The sequence below is a fragment of the Acetobacter malorum genome (assembly GCF_001580615.1).
GTDB classification, from domain to species: domain Bacteria; phylum Pseudomonadota; class Alphaproteobacteria; order Acetobacterales; family Acetobacteraceae; genus Acetobacter; species Acetobacter malorum.
Genome location: NZ_LHZC01000057.1, coordinates 31693 through 46802 on the forward strand (window position 1 = coordinate 31693; position 15110 = coordinate 46802).

Sequence of the window (15110 nt, forward strand, 5' to 3'; positions counted from 1 at the left end):
TTTTTCTTTATCCACACAGCATAGCGGCCATAAAAAAAGCGGCCCCGGATGGAGCCGCTTTTTTATAATCTCTTCCCTCAGAAGGGCGGAGATTATTTGATTTTCGCTTCGCGGAACACGACGTGCTTGCGTGCAACGGGATCGTACTTCTTCAGTTCCATCTTGCCGGTGTGGGCACGGGCGTTCTTCTTGGTGACGTAGAAGTAACCGGTGTCCGCCGTGGAAACGAGACGGATTTTGATAACATTGGTCTTGGCCATAGCTTCCTCAGCAGAGCATCGTTAAACCCGGCACCACGCCAGAAACGTGGTCGGGTGGTGTTCAAGTGCCGGCAAAATGCGCATACAAGAGCCAAACGTCAAGCATTCTTGCATCATTCAGGCGTGGGAATAGCCGAAAGGAGTAAAAAAACATGCTGGATGTGGCTGTTGCGCGCGCCCGAATCCTTGAAAAATTCTCAGCCGGTGGTCTGGAAACCGTCTCTCTGGCCGATGGATGTGGCCGGGTGCTGGCCTCTCCACTCACCGCACGCCTCTCCAATCCCCCCGTCTCCGTCTCCTCCATGGATGGCTACGCTCTGAAGGCTGAGGACGCGCAGGAAGGCGCCACACTGCGCATTGTGGGCGAAGCCCCCGCAGGACACCCATCCAGCCTGACCGTGGAGAAAGGCACCTGCCTGCGCCTGTTTACCGGCAGCCAGATCCCCGCAGGCGCCGATATGGTTATGATTCAGGAAAATGTGCGGCGTGAGGGTGATCATGCAACGCTGCTCAGCGCCGGGCGCGTAGGCCAGTTTATCCGCAAAGAAGGACAGGATTTCCGTAAAGGCGACATTCTGGTGCCGGCAGGCAAAAAAATCGGGCCGCGTGATATCGGGCTGGCCGCCGCAGGCGGACACATCTGGCTCCCCGTCTCGCGCCGCCCACGCATTGGCGTTCTGGCCACGGGTGATGAGATTGTGCTGCCCGGAGACCCGGCATCGCCAGACTCCATCGTCAATTCCGGCGCGTTCATGATTACCGCCCTGCTCAAATCTTTGGGGGCAGACGCCATCCTGCTCCCTGTTGTGCGGGATAATGCCGAGTCTCTCTCTGCCGCCATCGGGCAGGCGCATACGCTGGACCTGCTGGTGACCATCGGGGGGGCCAGCGTGGGCACGTATGACGTCGTGCGCAGCACGCTGGAGGCCCACGGTCTTGCACTGGACTTCTGGAAAATCGCCATGCGCCCGGGCAGACCGCTGATGTTCGGCCAACTGGGGCACACCCCCGTTATCGGCCTGCCGGGTAATCCGGTTGCAGCACTGGTGTGCAGTCTGGTGTTTGTGGCCCCTGCCCTGCGCAAGCTGCTCGGCCAGCCCGTGCCGGAAGAGATGGAAACGGAAGCCGCCCTGCTTGGCGCAGATATTGGCGAGAATGACCAGCGGCAGGATTTTGTGCGATGCCGCCTCACCCCACAGGCTGATGGGCAACTTCCGCTGGCTACCCCTTTCAGCTCACAGGATTCGGCTCAGCTGAATATTTTCGCACAAAGTCAGGCGCTCCTGATTCGTGCGCCCTTCGCACCTCCCGAGAAAGCTGGCGCGCCCTGCCGTATTCTTCGGCTACCCTGACGCCCTCAGAACGACATGCTGGAATGCAGGCCAAAAATGGCTTCGTCTTTCACCCTGCGGCCTGCGCTATCCAGCACGCCGCCGCTGGGTGAGAGCATTCCCTGAAGATCAGGCTGGATAAGGAGCCAGGGTGTCGCCTGAAACTGGTAAGTCAGTTCCAGATGATATTCAGTATGCTGCGCCAGCGTGCCCGCCCGTCGTTCTGACCGCCGCAAAACCGGGCTGGCCTCGCCATAGCCGAACCCTAACCCCAGAACATCGTTTTCGCGCTGGAATGGCGCGTTCAACAAAAGTCCCGCGTCTACCGCATTCACAATCTGGTTGCGATTAGTCGGTGGTGCCCATGTGGCGCGGGCAAAGCCGGCAATCGTCTGCTTCCCGGCAAGATGAGCCAGAACCTGATCGGCCACGGCGTAAAACGTCCAGTTGCCTTTATGGCGAACAGTTGGGTCGGCCTGATCCGGAAAACGACCGGTATCACCGTAACCGCCCAGCTTGTAGGTTCCGTCCTTCCCCCAGAGCTGCGTGTGATACTGCGCTTCCAGAAACATCAGCGCCCCGGTGCCAAAATGGAATCGGGTGCCGCTTGGGTCCTGATTCTGGTTCCACGGGTCGGCCTCGTTCAGAAAGCCCGCACCAATCGGGTTATCATCCGCAACTGCGGCCAGCATCGTCCAGCTTTTGGAGAGCTTGTATTTCACCCTTACGGCAGGTGTGCTCAAGGGTGATGCCGGCCCCTGATCATACAGGTTGTTATCCGGCACCATGGGCCAGGAGAACGAAGCGTTTAGGAACTGTTGTGCGCCGTCACTCCCCATGAAGTCATGACTGAGGTCGAGCTTACCAATCCGCACATCCAGCCGGTCATGGTCAAAGGTCTGGCCATACCAGACCTCATAGAGGCGTAGATTGATATCCGCCTCAATTCCGGAAACCTGATTGAACACATAAAGCGGCTGGTTGCTGAAGGGATGACCGCGAATATCCACCCCGCTAATGCCAATGGTGCCCAGCGGCAGATGCGTCAGACGGCCAAGGTCCACAGAAAGCTGCCCGGTCGTATCGCCAATATAATTGTTGGATGGCTGGCTACCGCCAACAGGAACAGCCCACAGCTCATTCTGGTCCGTCAGCTGAAACTGCACACCATGTTCGGCCAGAGTGCGACGCACGCCGCCCCAGTCCCGCGTCAGGCGATCTTCAAAGCTGAACGCATGAGCATCAGGAGAGCTCCCCTGCGCCTCAGCCTGAAAAATGCTGAGGCTGAAACAGGCATAAACCGCTGCCGGGACCGTGATAATTTTCCTAAACACCGAACCTTTTCAATATGTTATCAAACCGCATGGAAAACGGTATCAGGGATTTCGGACCGGTGACCACCGGCCCCGCTTAAATAACCAGACTGAAAGCACAGGCCCTCAACGGGCCTTCTGCTGGAACCTTTACAGACACAGCAAAAAATACAGAAGGGCTTTTGGCAGGGGTGAATAACCCCTTGACTAAAAAAGAGAACTTATATAGAACAAATCCCTATAAATACAAAAACACTCATCTGCTCCGGGGTGCCGCAATGCTGACGCGCAAACAGCACAAACTGCTGCTTTTTATTGATTCTCACCTCAAGCAGACGGGTTTCTCTCCTTCTTTCGACGAGATGAAAGAGGCCATGGGCCTGCGCTCCAAATCCGGCATTCATCGCCTGATTTCCGGCCTGGAAGAACGCGGGTTTCTCCGCCGTCACCATCATCGGGCCCGCGCGCTGGAAGTCATTCATCTCCCGGAAATGGCACCTGCCTCAGAAACGCTGCCCACCAATGTTGTGCGTGGAGATTTCTCCCGCCAGCAGCCCGCAGCGCTGAAGATCCCGCTTTATGGCCGCATTGCCGCAGGTCTGCCGATTGAAGCCATGGCCGAAACGGATACGTTTCTGGATATCCCGAAAGATATGGTGAGTTCAGGCGATTATTACGCGCTGGAAGTCACCGGAGATTCCATGATTGAAGCCGGTATTCTGGACGGCGATCACGTCATCATCCGCCGCACGGAAGATGCTGAGAACGGGCAGATTGTTGTCGCCCTCATTGATAACAGTGAAGTCACGCTCAAGCGCCTGCGCCGCAAGGGCAACACCATTGCGCTGGAACCCGCCAACCCACGCTATGAAACGCGCATTGTGCCTGCTGAACGCCTGCACATTCAGGGTCGACTGGCCGGACTGATCCGCCGGTATCACTAACGATTGAGAAAATACGGAGCGTGATTTTCCAAAATCACGCGTCCTCTCTGTTGAGGCTTCTCCATTCAGGCGCAGAAGCCCCATGCATCAAGCCCGGGTGAAGCGTCAGACTTTCTCTGAAAAGCCCTTACGCCCCACTTGCATTGCGCACCAGACATCATCCCATGCGGGGATCAGACGGCTCAGTGCAGCAACAGTCTCCGCAGTCACGGCCTTCTGCTGCGGCAGTTCAGCCAGAATGCGCACCTGCCCTTTTTCCTGAATGGTCTTGCTGTTCTCCGGGTTGAGCGGGCCGCTCAGCACCACCCCGGCAATGCCCAGACCACGGGCTCGCAATGCTTCCAAACTAAGCAGCGTATGGTTCAGCGTCCCCAGCCCGCTTCGGGCGACCAGAACAACCGGCAGCCCCCAGCGTTCAGCCAGATCAACCATCATCAGCGTATCGGTCGCAGGCACCATCAGGCCGCCCGCCCCTTCCACTACAAGCGGACGCTGTGGGGCCTCTAAAGGCAAAACCAGACGCGCAGGATCAATTTCCGCCCCTTCGGCCCTAGCCGCCGCCAGAGGGGACAGAGACGCCTGATACGCCCCGGCTGACGGAAAGCAGTCTTCCGGCAGGCAACCGCTCAGCTTCATGACCGTCGCCGTATCGCCTTCTTCATCCGCAAGCCCGCTTTGCAACGGCTTCCAGTAGCCTGCTTTCCACGCATGGACGAGGCAGGCAGATGTCAGGGTTTTGCCCACGCCGGTATCTGTTCCGGTGACAAACACCCCGGCGCGCTGCGGTTTTTGAAAACAGCCATAGGCCAGATGCCAAGTCACCATCGCTCCGGCCTGATCAAAGCGCGCCAGAGCCCGACGCAGTTCGGCGGGAGAAAAAGCCTTCCCGTCTTCACGCGGTACGGACGCCCCCGTCTCCTTCAGATGCTTTACAAAAGCCAGTCCATTTTCAAAGGGCTGAACGCACCGCTCTGTTGTCCATTTCCCGGCGCACAGGCCGGGCTGCCAGCCCTGCACAGTCCGGGCAGCGGGATAATCCGGTGTTGCCGCCATCAGCCCTTCTGTAGTGCAAGCCTGTCGCCATTCTTCAAAGGTGCCATCCAGCAAGGTGGAGACGGCAATCACACCACCGGGGGCCAACTGGTCCGCTAGCTTTTGCAAGGCGACTGAGGGTTCTTCCAGCCACTGGAAAACCAGATTGCCGCAAATCAGGTCAAACGCCCCTACCACATCAGGACGGGCAGCATCCATCTCGCAAAACTGCACACCTTCCCCGACTCGCTTGCGGGCGCGTTCCAGCATGCGGGGCGCAACATCCGTCGCCACCAGTTCTGCCTCAGGCCACGCCTCATGCAGCATATGCGTCAAGAAGCCGGTACCGCACCCAACTTCCAGAATACGCCGGGGTGTCCGGCCTGCCAGCCGAGCGCGGAGACCATCAAACAGACGCCGGGCGGCCACACGTTGCAGCACAGCAGCCGCATCATACCCCTCAGCAGCATCAAAACTTTGCTGAATGCGGGCCTGTCGGGCATGGGCGGAACGGTCGGTCATGAATTTTCCAGATTTTGTAACATCATGCACCGAATAGCCTCGGCACAGACATGTGAATGTGTCAGCGGCAGCATGTGCCCGCCCTCAGCCTCCCATTCAACCGCCATCCCCGGCGGGAAAGAGGCCTGTGTCATGTCCGGGCTGACAATCGGATCAAGCCTCCCTGCCAGAACCTTTAAGGCTCCGGGCTTCTCCGCCAGACGGGCCAGTACAGATCGCGCGTCCAGCGTCATCAGGTCCGTCAGACCATTCTGCAGGGCCGGCACACAAAGAGCATCCGGCGTAACAGGCCCCACACCACAGCGGGCGCGAAAATTATTGACTACCTGAACCGCATCGCGCTGCAAGCCTGTCTGCATGCGGGCCAGCATACGCGGCGGCACACCCTGCGAAAAATCCTCTTCGGCAGCAAAACGCCCGAACGCGTTAATCCCGAGAAAGCGAGTGCCTTTTGGCCAATCGCCACGGGAAAGAAGCCAGAGAAAACCCAGAGAATGACCAACAGCCAGCACGGGCCGTGGTCCCTGCAACAAAGCGTCCAGCCGCTGCTGTGTATCGCTCTGCGAGGCTCCGAAATAGCCCAGATCCAGCACGCAGGCTGAAGGTTGATTAAGCGCCTTCAGCACAGGCTCCCAGATATCCGGGCCGCAACCCCAACCATGCACGAAAACAAGTTGGGGCATGGTCATAATGCCCCCTCTGCTGCGCACTGCGCCACAGCATCCTTAAGCACCTGCGCCAGCTGATCCACCTGCGTCTCTGTGTGGTTTCCATGCAGCACCACCCGCAAGCGGCATCCACCCGGCGGCACGGTTGGCGGACGGATGGCAATCGCCAAAAACCCGGCCTCTTCTACCATGCGAGAGAGTGTCAGAGCCGTGCACTCACTCCCCACCACAACCGGCACAATCTGCGTAGAAGACGGTCCCGTTTCTAGCCCGGCGTGATGCATATGCTGCCGGAACCGCTCCGCCAGTCCCGCCACATGCTGCCGTGTTGCGTCCATCTGAGGCAGCAGATCCAGTGCTGCGTCCACCGCACCCAGCACCAGAGGAGAGGGCGCTGTGGAGTAGATATAGCCGGAGCCTTTATTCACCAGCCAGCGACATACGGCGGATGAGGAGGCGATAAATGCGCCCATTCCACCCAATGCCTTGCTGAAGGTCCCGATAATCAGATCCGCCTGTCCGTCTGCCAGACCTTTACCATCCGGCCCCAGAATGCCCGTGGCATGGGCCTCATCCACACACAGAAACGCACCGTACTGGCGGGCCAGTGTGCCCAGAGCCGCCATATCGGCCCGGTCTCCATCCATACTGAAGACGCTTTCTGTCAGGATGATTTTCAGGCCGGGGCTATCCGCTTTTTGCAGCAGGCTCTCAAGATGCTCCATGTCATTGTGCCGGAAGCGCAGAGGCCGCACGCCAGCCGCCGCACAGCCATGATACAGGCTGGCATGAATCAACTTGTCGACAATCAGTGTGGGTGCCACACCTGTCGCCGTCAACGAGAGCTGAGCAAGAGCAGGCACCAGAGTCGCATTCGCCTGCCAGCCGGAAGAGAAAATGCAGGCTGCCTCCATCCCCTTCAGGGCAGCCAGCCGGCCTTCCAGCGCGACCATGCCGGGGGCTGTGCCTGTCACCAGTCGAGAGGCTCCGGAGCCAGCTCCATAGCGCTCCGCCCAAGCAAGCGCGCGCTCACGCAAAAGCGGGTGCGCGCGCAGGCCGAGATAGTCATTGGAGGAAAAATCAACCAGAACGGTGCCGTCTTCCCTCTCCAGCAGCCCATCGGCTCTGGGTTGAAGACTGCGCGGCGTGCGAAGACGCCCCTGCTCGGCCAGTTCCTCCAGCCCATGCTGGAAAAGATGATCAAACCGCGTCATGAAGCGAGTGGTGCCGGAGCCGGGACCGCCGGTCAATCACCTAAGCAGGAGTTCTCGCGCAATGTCCGCCCCCCAGAATCCCCTTGCGGCCTCCCGCACAGCCTCTTCTCAGCAGTCAGAGCTGGCCGCTGCGCCCTCATCAGCCTCCATGCCGGACTGGTACACCCAAGGCTTGCCGCATATCTGGCTGCCTTACAGCCAGATGAAAACCGCCCCTGCCCCGCTGGCGGCCCGCAGCACGCATAATGCGCGCATTCAGCTGACGGATGGCCGGGAACTGGTGGATGGCGTGGCCGCATGGTGGACAGCCTGCCACGGCTATAACCACCCCCATATCCGCGCCGCCATTGAGGCACAGCTGGCCACCATGCCGCACGTTATGTTTGGCGGCATGGTGCATGAGCCGGCCCTGAAACTGGCCAGCCGCCTGTGCGCCCTGCTGCCGGGGGATCTGGACCGGGTTTTCTTTACAGATTCCGGCTCTGTTGCGGTGGAAGTCGCCATGAAAATGGCCATTCAGTATCGCCTGAATAAAGGTGAGCCGAAACGCACCAAGATGCTGGCTTTCAAGGGCGGCTATCATGGGGACACACTCGCCACCATGTCGGTCTGTGATCCGGAAGAAGGGATGCACCATCTTTATGGAGACGTGCTGGCCAATCACATCATCGCACCGCTCCCGCAGGACGAGGCCAGCGAGGCAGAATTTTTCAGGCTTCTGGAGACCCACGCGCACGAACTGACTGCCATCATCACCGAGCCTCTCGTGCAGGGTGCAGGCGGCATGTTGTTCCATTCCCCCGATGTGCTGCGCACACTGCGCACTGCGGCGGATCGCTATGGCCTGCTGCTCATTCTGGATGAAATTTTTACGGGCTTTGGCCGCACCGGGACGATGTTTGCGTGCGAACAGGCTGAGATTGTCCCGGATATCATCACACTCTCCAAAGCGCTGACAGGCGGCACCATGGCGCTTGCAGCCACCATTGCCCGCCCGCATGTGTTTGAAGCGTTCCTGTCCGACAACCCGGAACACGCCCTGATGCACGGGCCGACCTTTATGGCCAACGCGCTGGCCTGCGCCTGCGCCAATGCCTCACTGGATCTGTTTGAAACCGAACCCCGGCTTGAACAGGTTGCCGCCATCAACGCGCATCTGACCAGAGAACTGGAACGCTGCCGCACTCTGCCGGGCGTGAAAGATGTGCGTGTTCTGGGCGCAATTGGTGTGGTGGAACTGGAAAAGATTGCCAACCCGGATGCTTTGCGGCAGCGCTTTATTGCGGAAAATGTGTGGATCAGACCGTTCCGCTCAATTGTCTATCTGACCCCGGCCTTTACCATTCCGCCGGAAGACCTGACGGCCCTGACGGATGCGATCTATCGCGTTTTATCGACGGAAAACTGAACGCCACACTGGCACAGCAGGCAAAACGCTGTTGTGCCCTCCGGTTTTGCTGGCACTAGGCTTTTCGTGAAAGAAAAACCGCATACCTGTGCCCAAAAAGAAACTTCAAAAAATTTTAAAATCAGATTCCTAATGGATTATTTTAATCCCAGGACGCAGCGGCTTTATCATCCGCTTCCCGCGCTTCGACCCACACCTGACGGCCATCCTGATAGCGTTCGCACTTCCAGAAGGGTGCGCCAGTCTTGAGCCGATCGATAAGAAAATTCGTGCCCGCCAGAGCTTCCGCCCGATGCGCGGAAGACGTGCCGACAAAGACGATCGGTGCCCCGACAACCAGCGTGCCAACCCGATGGATGAGCGTGCAGCCAATCAGGCTGAACCGTTTGACAGCCTCAGCCGCCAGTTCCGTCAGCACTTTTTCAGTCATGCCGGGGTAATGTTCCAGAGTAAGGCTTTCCAGCCCATCCACCCCACCTCGAACCTGCCCCATAAAAACGCTGATGCCGCCAATCCCCTCTGAGCCTACAGAGAGGCGGTCCATCTCCGCCCCCATGTCAAACAACTCGTTTTGGACAAGAACGCGCAGCACCGGCTTATCCGCCCGTCATGGGCGGGAAAAAGGCCAGTTCATCGCCGGGTTTGACGGTATCCTGAAACGTCGCAAGGGTCTGGTTAATGGCAACCCGGATGCGGGGCGAGGCCGCAAAGACCTTATCCATGCCCGTATCTTTCTGGCGCAGTTCCGTCACCAGCGCTTCCACCGTTATGGGCTGCGCAGGCAGGCGGACAGTCTCCGTCTCCCGCCCCATCTGCTCACGCAATGCGGCGAAATAGAAAATTGTGACGTCCTGCGCCATACCTGCGTCCTTACTTAACTGGGGCTTCGGTCTTTTTTGCCTGTGTGGTCGTCACAGAGCCATCCGGATGGATGAGTGTTACTGTGCCGTCGCCATTCGGGATTTCAATCGTGGAGGCAGAGCCACGCTGCGCGCCATATTTGGCTGCGGCATCAGGCTCTGCATCCGGCAGTTTGCCTGTGATGGACTGAGATGTATCGGGCATGCCGTCCGGCTCCCCAACACTCATTTCCCCGCCGTCCTGCAACTGCTTGCCGCCGGAATTAGGCACGCCACCCAGAATGGTGCCTGAACGGTCTTTCTCAACATCTTCCAGCGTGGGCAACGGCGCCGGCGGCCCCGGCCAGATATCCCCGCCAGCAGGCAGGAGCGGCGTTTCCGCCGTGGAATACCCATGCACGCGCCGCATATTGAGATTGTCCCCGGAGGGCGCATTCGGGTTTTCACCCGGCAGGGTTGCGGTATCGGACACAAATTTCCCGAACCCGGAACATCCGCTCAAAACCAGACACAACCCAATAAGAGCGGCTTTCCGCATCACCTGACTCCGCTAACCATGACACCATGCAGGCAAATCAGAGAGACCTGCTACCGACAAAAACATGCCGTCCAAAGCTTAAATAACGGTTTGCGGAGGGGATACAAGCCGATGAAAGCCATTTGAGCCTAATGAGCCACACCTAAGGTGTGTTTAAAATGATCGTTTGTTAGAGATTAACGTGCCGCAGGCCGGTTGTAAGGTAATCCCACCCGGTAATCAGCGTGAGAACGGCGGCAATCCACAAAAGAACCGCCCCGATCAGCGCGACATGCAGCCAGGGCATGCCCAGCAGCATCCCCGTCCCATCCCCTGCCAGCAGAAAGCCAATGGCGGTCATCTGGAAGCCGGTTTTCCACTTAGCCAGCCGTGTGACGGGCAGACTGGCCCGGCGCTCCGCCAGATATTCCCGCATCCCGGACACCAGGATTTCCCGACACAGGATGATAATGGCGGGCCACAGGCTGAAGTAGGCCATACGCCCCAGCCCGGCCAGCACCATCAGGCAGGCGCCTACCAGCAATTTATCGGCAATGGAATCAAACATCCGCCCGAAGTCAGACATCTGATGGCGGGACCGTGCCAGCTTACCATCAAAATAGTCCGTCACCCCGGCAAGGATGAACAGAAGACAGGCCAGCGCATCCGTTTGCGGAGAACCCCATGCGGCAAAAAGAACCACGATCGGGATCGCCACGATACGCGAGATGGTCAGAACATTCGGCAGGTCTGTCAGCATTGGCGGGATGCTAGCCTATTTCCAGCAGAGCTGAAATGGTTTCTGACTGCCACTTTTCACCACTCACCCAGAAGTTCAGTGCAGGGCTGAAAACCGGCACTATGCCGGCGTCCAGTCCGGATGAAAGTGACCATACACAGCCCGCGCTGTCTCACGATTAATTCCCGGTGCCGATTCGAGCTCCGACAGCCCCGCCTGCTTAACTGCCCGGGCTGAGCCGAACGTATTGAGCAGCATCTTTTTCCGCGCAGGACCAACCCCCGGAATTTCATCCAGTTCGGATGTGACCAGCGTCTTCGAGCGCCCGGCCCGGTGGGTGGTTATGGCAAACCGATGCGCCTCATCACGCAGCCGTTGCAGGTAATAGAGAACCGGGTCCCGTGGTTCGAGCTGGAACGGGGACGCGTCCCCCGTATGGAACCACTCCCGCCCGGCATCCCGGTCCGGCCCCTTGGCAATGCCCACCAGTTTGACGCCCGTCACCCCGAGGTCATCCAGCACACCACGCACCGCGGAATACTGGCCTGCCCCGCCGTCAATCAGCAGGACATCGGGCCAGTTGGACATATCGCCCTCAGCCGCCTCCTTCAAAGCGCGACCAAAGCGCCGCTCCAGCACTTCCCTCATCATGCCAAAATCATCCCCCGGCGTGACGGGACCTTTGATCAGGAACTTACGATACGCGCGGCGGTCAAACCCTTCCGGGCCGCCAACAATCATCACGCCATAGGCATGAGAGCCCATGATGTGACTGTTATCATAAACCTCAATCCGCTCAGGCGGCGCATCCAGCCCCAGAACACGGGCCACACCTTCCAGCAGCTTCGCCTGTCCGGCGCTCTCAGCCAGTTTGCGATGCAGCGCATCCCGCGCATTGGCCACGGCATGGTCCAGCACCTGCTTTTTCTCACCCCGTAGCGGGTGAAGGATTTCTACCTTGCGTTCGCGTCGCAGCGTCAACGCTTCTGCCAGCAAGGCTTCTTCCGGAAGTTCATGGTTCACCAGCACCTGTGCGGGGCAAGGCTTGTCGTCATAAAACTGGGCAATGAAGGCGGCCAGAATCTCCCCGGCTTCCTGATCCTGCGTATGGGCCGGGAAGAACGAACGGTTGCCGTTATTGCGCCCACCGCGGATGAAAAACACCTGAATGCAGGCCTGCCCGGCTTCCTGCCAGATGCCGAACACATCGGCGTTCTGCAAGGACGCCGGATTGATCACACTGGATTCCTGCATCTGCGCCAAAGCGCGGATACGGTCCCGCATGGTCGCAGCCCGCTCAAAATCCAGCGCTTCGGCCGCCCGGTGCATCTCGACACTCATTTCCTCCCGCAAAGCGTGATCCTTGCCGGAGAGAAACTCCCGCGCCTGCTCCACGAGCTTTGCGTAGGACTCCTGATCAATCCGCTCCACACACGGGCCGGAGCAGCGTTTGATTTGATACAGCAGGCAGGGGCGAGAGCGGCTGTTGAACACAGAATCCGCACAGGAGCGCAGCAGGAAAACCCGCTGGAGCAGGTTGAGGGTCTGATTAACCGCCCATGCGGAAGCAAACGGCCCCCACAGGCTGGCCCCTTTCACCGGCTTGCCGCGATGTTTGGCAATCTGCGGGAAAGGATGCGCATCTGTCAGCATCAGCCAGGGGTAGCTTTTGTCATCCCGCAGCAGGATGTTGAAGCGCGGCTTCATGCGCTTGATGTAGTTGGCCTCAAGCAGCAGCGCCTCGGCCTCGGTATGGGTGGTGACAATCTCCATGGAGGCTGTCTCGGACACCATACGGCGCAGGCGTTCCGGCAGGCGATTAACGTGCGTGTAGGACGTCACCCGCTTCTTCAGCGCCAGCGCCTTGCCGACGTACAGCACATCCCCCTTCTCACCCAGCATGCGATACACGCCCGGTGAAAGCGGCATGGTTTTGAGCGCGTGCCGAATGACCTCCACGCCTTTCAGCGGGGCAGAAGGCGCATCTTTTGCGGCATCCGGCGGGGAAATGTTTGGAGAATTTTCAGCTGTCATCAGGCGCTCTTTCGAGAAAACAATTTCATCCACCGATTTTGTGGATAAGTCTGTGGAAGAGCCGGGCTTGACACCCCGAAATCCGCAGATTTCCCGTGGTCCTGACGCATTGCATATTTTTTAGCCAAACAAAGCAACCAATTGATTTGAAACGATTTTATATATCACGTTCCGTAACAGCCAGATCACACCTGAAGACTTTATTGAAATAAAATCTGTCAAGAGTGGAAGTGGACAAATGCCACAAAAATCTGGCTGCAGTTTTCAGCCAATAGTCCCGGTTTGTTCCGCCGCTACAGCCTCAGCTCTGGCCAGAAGACGCATGAAGTTTCCGCCCCAGAAAGCGGCAATCTCGCTTTTGTCATAGCCGCGCCGCAGGAGTTCCGCTGTCAGGTTCACACCCTGCGTGGCGTTCTGCCAGTCTGCCAGCGCCCCGCCGCCATCAAAATCGGAAGAAATCCCCACATGCTCTGCGCCAATCCGCCGCACCACATAATCAATATGGTCCACAAAAGCTGACACACCGGCAGAGCGCGCGCCGTTCTCGTCTTTCGGCTTCAGGAAGGCAGGCATGGCGGTAATCTGGATCACCCCACCGCTTTCCTTCAGCGCATCCAGCTGCTCATCATCCAGATTGCGCGGGTGGTCACACAGCGTCCGCACGCAGGAATGGCTGGCCACCACCGGCACAGCAGAGGCCGCAACAGCCTGCAACATAGTCTTTTTGGAGGCATGAGAAACGTCGATCAGCAGACCCAGACGGTTCATTTCCCGCACTGCCTCACGCCCCAGCACGGAAAGCCCACCATGATTTTCCGGCTTATCGCCCAGACTGGGCCGATGCACGGCTGCATCCGCCAAAGCGTTATGGCCATTGTGGGTCAGCGTCACATAACGCGCCCCTTTGGCGCGGAACTGTACCAGAACCGCCGGATTATCCCCCATGGCATAGCCGTTTTCGACCGCAGGAATCACGGCCAGAACGCCAGCCTCATATGCCGCCGTAATTTCCGCCACTGTGGAACAGACGCGCGCCGTTACGCCATTATGCGTGCCCTGCATGGTGTTAATGACATCCAGCATCGCCAGACACTGAGCCTGCGCCTGCGCATGACCTTCAGCATTCACCATCGCCTGAGCAATATAGGCCACAAAGCAGCCAGCAGACATGCCGCCCTTCTGCATCTTGGGCAGATCAACCCGGCGGGTTTCCGTGTCTTCAAACGCATCACCCCGGTCCGGCCAGGGGATATCAATATGGCTGTCCAGCGTGAACAGAGCGCGATGCAGCGCTTGTGCCTCGGCGGAAGGAACGGGGGGCTGGCCCGGCTGAGCCTGTGAGGAAGACGTCATGAGAGAAAAATGGTCCTGTCAGTCAAGATTGCAAGGCGCATGCCCTGCTGTGCCTTCTCTTATGTGACTGTTTTTTCTTGCTCCGCAAACCCGGATGCGCAATGCCTCAGCCCATGCGACTTGTAACCTGGAATATCAATTCCCTCCGCCTGCGCCTGCCCCGGCTTGAAGATCTGGTCACCGAGCTGGCCCCGGACATTATCTGCCTGCAGGAAACCAAGGTACCAGACCCCCTCTTCCCTGAAGACGCCGTGCGCGCTCTGGGCTTTGAGCATCTGCATTACAAAGGCATGAAGAGCTATAATGGCGTGGCCATTCTCTCCCGCCATCCCATCCTCCCGCTGGACAATCTGCCGGACTGGCATGGCAAGGAAGATTGCCGCCATGTGGGTGCGGTCATTACCACCCCTTCCGGCCCGGTGGAGCTACATGATTTTTACGTGCCCGCAGGCGGTGACATTCCAGACCCGGACGCCAACCCCAAATTTGCACACAAACTCGCCTTTGTTGAGGAAGTGACGGAGTGGTTTGAAGAGCGCAAACCGGCCCGCGCCATTCTGGTGGGCGACCTCAACATCGCGCCGCTTGAGCATGATGTGTGGAGCCACAAGCAGCTGCTCAAAATTGTCAGCCACACACCGCCCGAGACTGAGCGGCTCAACCGCTGGCTGGAAACAGGCTTTGTTGATGCCATGCGGCATTTTATTCCGCCGCAGGAAAAGCTTTATACATGGTGGTCTTACCGCAACAAAGACTGGGAAAAATCCAACCGTGGCCGCCGTCTGGACCATGTGTGGGTGACCCCTGATCTGGTCCCCAACCTGACCGGCATGACCGTCGTGCGGGAAGCGCGGAACTGGACCAGCCCCTCCGACCATGTGCCGGTAGTGGTCGATTTCCAGTTTTAAGAGTGTT

Annotated in this window: 15 protein-coding genes; 4 read left to right on the forward strand and 11 right to left on the reverse strand. The window is 58.7% G+C overall.

Annotated elements, in window-relative coordinates:
- Positions 1 to 92 precede the first annotated feature (92 nt).
- On the reverse strand, positions 93 to 260 hold the full coding sequence (gene rpmG, locus AD930_RS15740) for a 50S ribosomal protein L33 (protein WP_003623017.1): 168 nt from the start codon (positions 258 to 260) through the stop codon (positions 93 to 95).
- Between the two features lie 152 nt (positions 261 to 412).
- Between rpmG and AD930_RS15745 the strand changes: the two genes are divergently transcribed.
- The gene (locus AD930_RS15745; protein ID WP_061507020.1) at positions 413 to 1612 is read left to right on the forward strand and encodes a molybdopterin molybdotransferase MoeA; all 1200 of its coding nucleotides are present in this window, start codon (positions 413 to 415) and stop codon (positions 1610 to 1612) included.
- 5 nt (positions 1613 to 1617) lie between these two features.
- Here AD930_RS15745 and AD930_RS15750 read toward each other — a convergent pair whose 3' ends face one another.
- Complete coding sequence (locus tag AD930_RS15750) at positions 1618 to 2925, reverse strand: carbohydrate porin (protein ID WP_061507021.1); 1308 nt, start codon at positions 2923 to 2925, stop codon at positions 1618 to 1620.
- 257 nt (positions 2926 to 3182) lie between these two features.
- On the opposite strand from AD930_RS15750, the gene lexA reads away from it, so the two are divergent.
- Positions 3183 to 3848 (forward strand): transcriptional repressor LexA, encoded by a 666-nt coding sequence (gene lexA / locus AD930_RS15755; RefSeq protein ID WP_043552469.1) that lies wholly within the window; start codon positions 3183 to 3185, stop codon positions 3846 to 3848.
- A 105-nt stretch (positions 3849 to 3953) separates the two neighbouring features.
- Here lexA and bioD read toward each other — a convergent pair whose 3' ends face one another.
- Genes bioD through AD930_RS15770 form a run of 3 tightly spaced genes read right to left on the reverse strand, consistent with a single transcriptional unit; the run spans position 3954 to position 7284 of the window.
- Positions 3954 to 5402, reverse strand: a complete 1449-nt coding sequence (bioD, locus tag AD930_RS15760; protein ID WP_061507022.1) for a dethiobiotin synthase — start codon at positions 5400 to 5402, stop codon at positions 3954 to 3956.
- A complete protein-coding gene (locus AD930_RS15765) occupies positions 5399 to 6085 on the reverse strand; it encodes an alpha/beta fold hydrolase (RefSeq protein ID WP_156477176.1) in 687 nt (228 codons plus the stop codon). Before AD930_RS15765 ends, bioD begins: the two co-directional genes overlap by 4 nt.
- A 2-nt stretch (positions 6086 to 6087) precedes the next feature.
- Complete coding sequence (locus tag AD930_RS15770) at positions 6088 to 7284, reverse strand: aminotransferase class I/II-fold pyridoxal phosphate-dependent enzyme (RefSeq protein ID WP_061507024.1); 1197 nt, start codon at positions 7282 to 7284, stop codon at positions 6088 to 6090.
- Positions 7285 to 7432: 148 nt separating this feature from the next.
- On the opposite strand from AD930_RS15770, the gene AD930_RS15775 reads away from it, so the two are divergent.
- Complete coding sequence (locus tag AD930_RS15775; protein WP_061507160.1) at positions 7433 to 8692, forward strand: adenosylmethionine--8-amino-7-oxononanoate transaminase; 1260 nt, start codon at positions 7433 to 7435, stop codon at positions 8690 to 8692.
- Positions 8693 to 8834: 142 nt separating this feature from the next.
- Here the strand turns inward: AD930_RS15775 and AD930_RS15780 are convergent, their stop codons facing one another.
- The 6 genes from AD930_RS15780 to AD930_RS15805 form a co-directional block, all read right to left on the reverse strand.
- The gene (locus AD930_RS15780) at positions 8835 to 9284 is read right to left on the reverse strand and encodes a molybdenum cofactor biosynthesis protein MoaE (protein ID WP_341843841.1); all 450 of its coding nucleotides are present in this window, start codon (positions 9282 to 9284) and stop codon (positions 8835 to 8837) included.
- A gap of 4 nt (positions 9285 to 9288) precedes the next feature.
- Entirely contained in the window at positions 9289 to 9552 is a 264-nt protein-coding gene (gene moaD, locus AD930_RS15785) for a molybdopterin converting factor subunit 1 (RefSeq protein ID WP_061507025.1), read from the reverse strand.
- Between the two features lie 10 nt (positions 9553 to 9562).
- Complete coding sequence (locus AD930_RS15790; protein WP_043552460.1) at positions 9563 to 10090, reverse strand: hypothetical protein; 528 nt, start codon at positions 10088 to 10090, stop codon at positions 9563 to 9565.
- 169 nt (positions 10091 to 10259) lie between these two features.
- Positions 10260 to 10829, reverse strand: coding sequence for a CDP-diacylglycerol--glycerol-3-phosphate 3-phosphatidyltransferase (gene pgsA, locus AD930_RS15795; protein WP_061491476.1), 570 nt, complete (start codon positions 10827 to 10829; stop codon positions 10260 to 10262).
- A gap of 99 nt (positions 10830 to 10928) precedes the next feature.
- Positions 10929 to 12845: an excinuclease ABC subunit UvrC gene (uvrC, locus tag AD930_RS15800; RefSeq protein WP_082781971.1), complete on the reverse strand. Its 1917-nt coding sequence runs from the start codon at positions 12843 to 12845 to the stop codon at positions 10929 to 10931.
- A 261-nt stretch (positions 12846 to 13106) separates the two neighbouring features.
- Entirely contained in the window at positions 13107 to 14195 is a 1089-nt protein-coding gene (locus tag AD930_RS15805; protein WP_061507026.1) for a dipeptidase, read from the reverse strand.
- A gap of 101 nt (positions 14196 to 14296) precedes the next feature.
- On the opposite strand from AD930_RS15805, the gene AD930_RS15810 reads away from it, so the two are divergent.
- Positions 14297 to 15103, forward strand: a complete 807-nt coding sequence (locus tag AD930_RS15810; protein WP_061507027.1) for an exodeoxyribonuclease III — start codon at positions 14297 to 14299, stop codon at positions 15101 to 15103.
- Positions 15104 to 15110 lie beyond the last annotated feature (7 nt).

Excerpts from the sequence above, each read along its gene's own strand:
- rpmG (WP_003623017.1), bottom strand. The coding sequence starts at position 260 with ATGGCCAAGACCAATGTTATCAAAATCCGTCTCGTTTCCACGGCGGAC.
- AD930_RS15745 (WP_061507020.1), top strand. The coding sequence starts at position 413 with ATGCTGGATGTGGCTGTTGCGCGCGCCCGAATCCTTGAAAAATTCTCA.
- lexA (WP_043552469.1), top strand. The coding sequence starts at position 3,183 with ATGCTGACGCGCAAACAGCACAAACTGCTGCTTTTTATTGATTCTCAC.
- bioD (WP_061507022.1), bottom strand. The coding sequence starts at position 5,402 with ATGACCGACCGTTCCGCCCATGCCCGACAGGCCCGCATTCAGCAAAGT.
- AD930_RS15765 (WP_156477176.1), bottom strand. The coding sequence starts at position 6,085 with ATGCCCCAACTTGTTTTCGTGCATGGTTGGGGTTGCGGCCCGGATATC.
- AD930_RS15770 (WP_061507024.1), bottom strand. The coding sequence starts at position 7,284 with ATGACGCGGTTTGATCATCTTTTCCAGCATGGGCTGGAGGAACTGGCC.
- AD930_RS15775 (WP_061507160.1), top strand. The coding sequence starts at position 7,433 with ATGCCGGACTGGTACACCCAAGGCTTGCCGCATATCTGGCTGCCTTAC.
- moaD (WP_061507025.1), bottom strand. The coding sequence starts at position 9,552 with ATGGCGCAGGACGTCACAATTTTCTATTTCGCCGCATTGCGTGAGCAG.
- AD930_RS15790 (WP_043552460.1), bottom strand. The coding sequence starts at position 10,090 with ATGCGGAAAGCCGCTCTTATTGGGTTGTGTCTGGTTTTGAGCGGATGT.
- pgsA (WP_061491476.1), bottom strand. The coding sequence starts at position 10,829 with ATGCTGACAGACCTGCCGAATGTTCTGACCATCTCGCGTATCGTGGCG.
- AD930_RS15805 (WP_061507026.1), bottom strand. The coding sequence starts at position 14,195 with ATGACGTCTTCCTCACAGGCTCAGCCGGGCCAGCCCCCCGTTCCTTCC.
- AD930_RS15810 (WP_061507027.1), top strand. The coding sequence starts at position 14,297 with ATGCCTCAGCCCATGCGACTTGTAACCTGGAATATCAATTCCCTCCGC.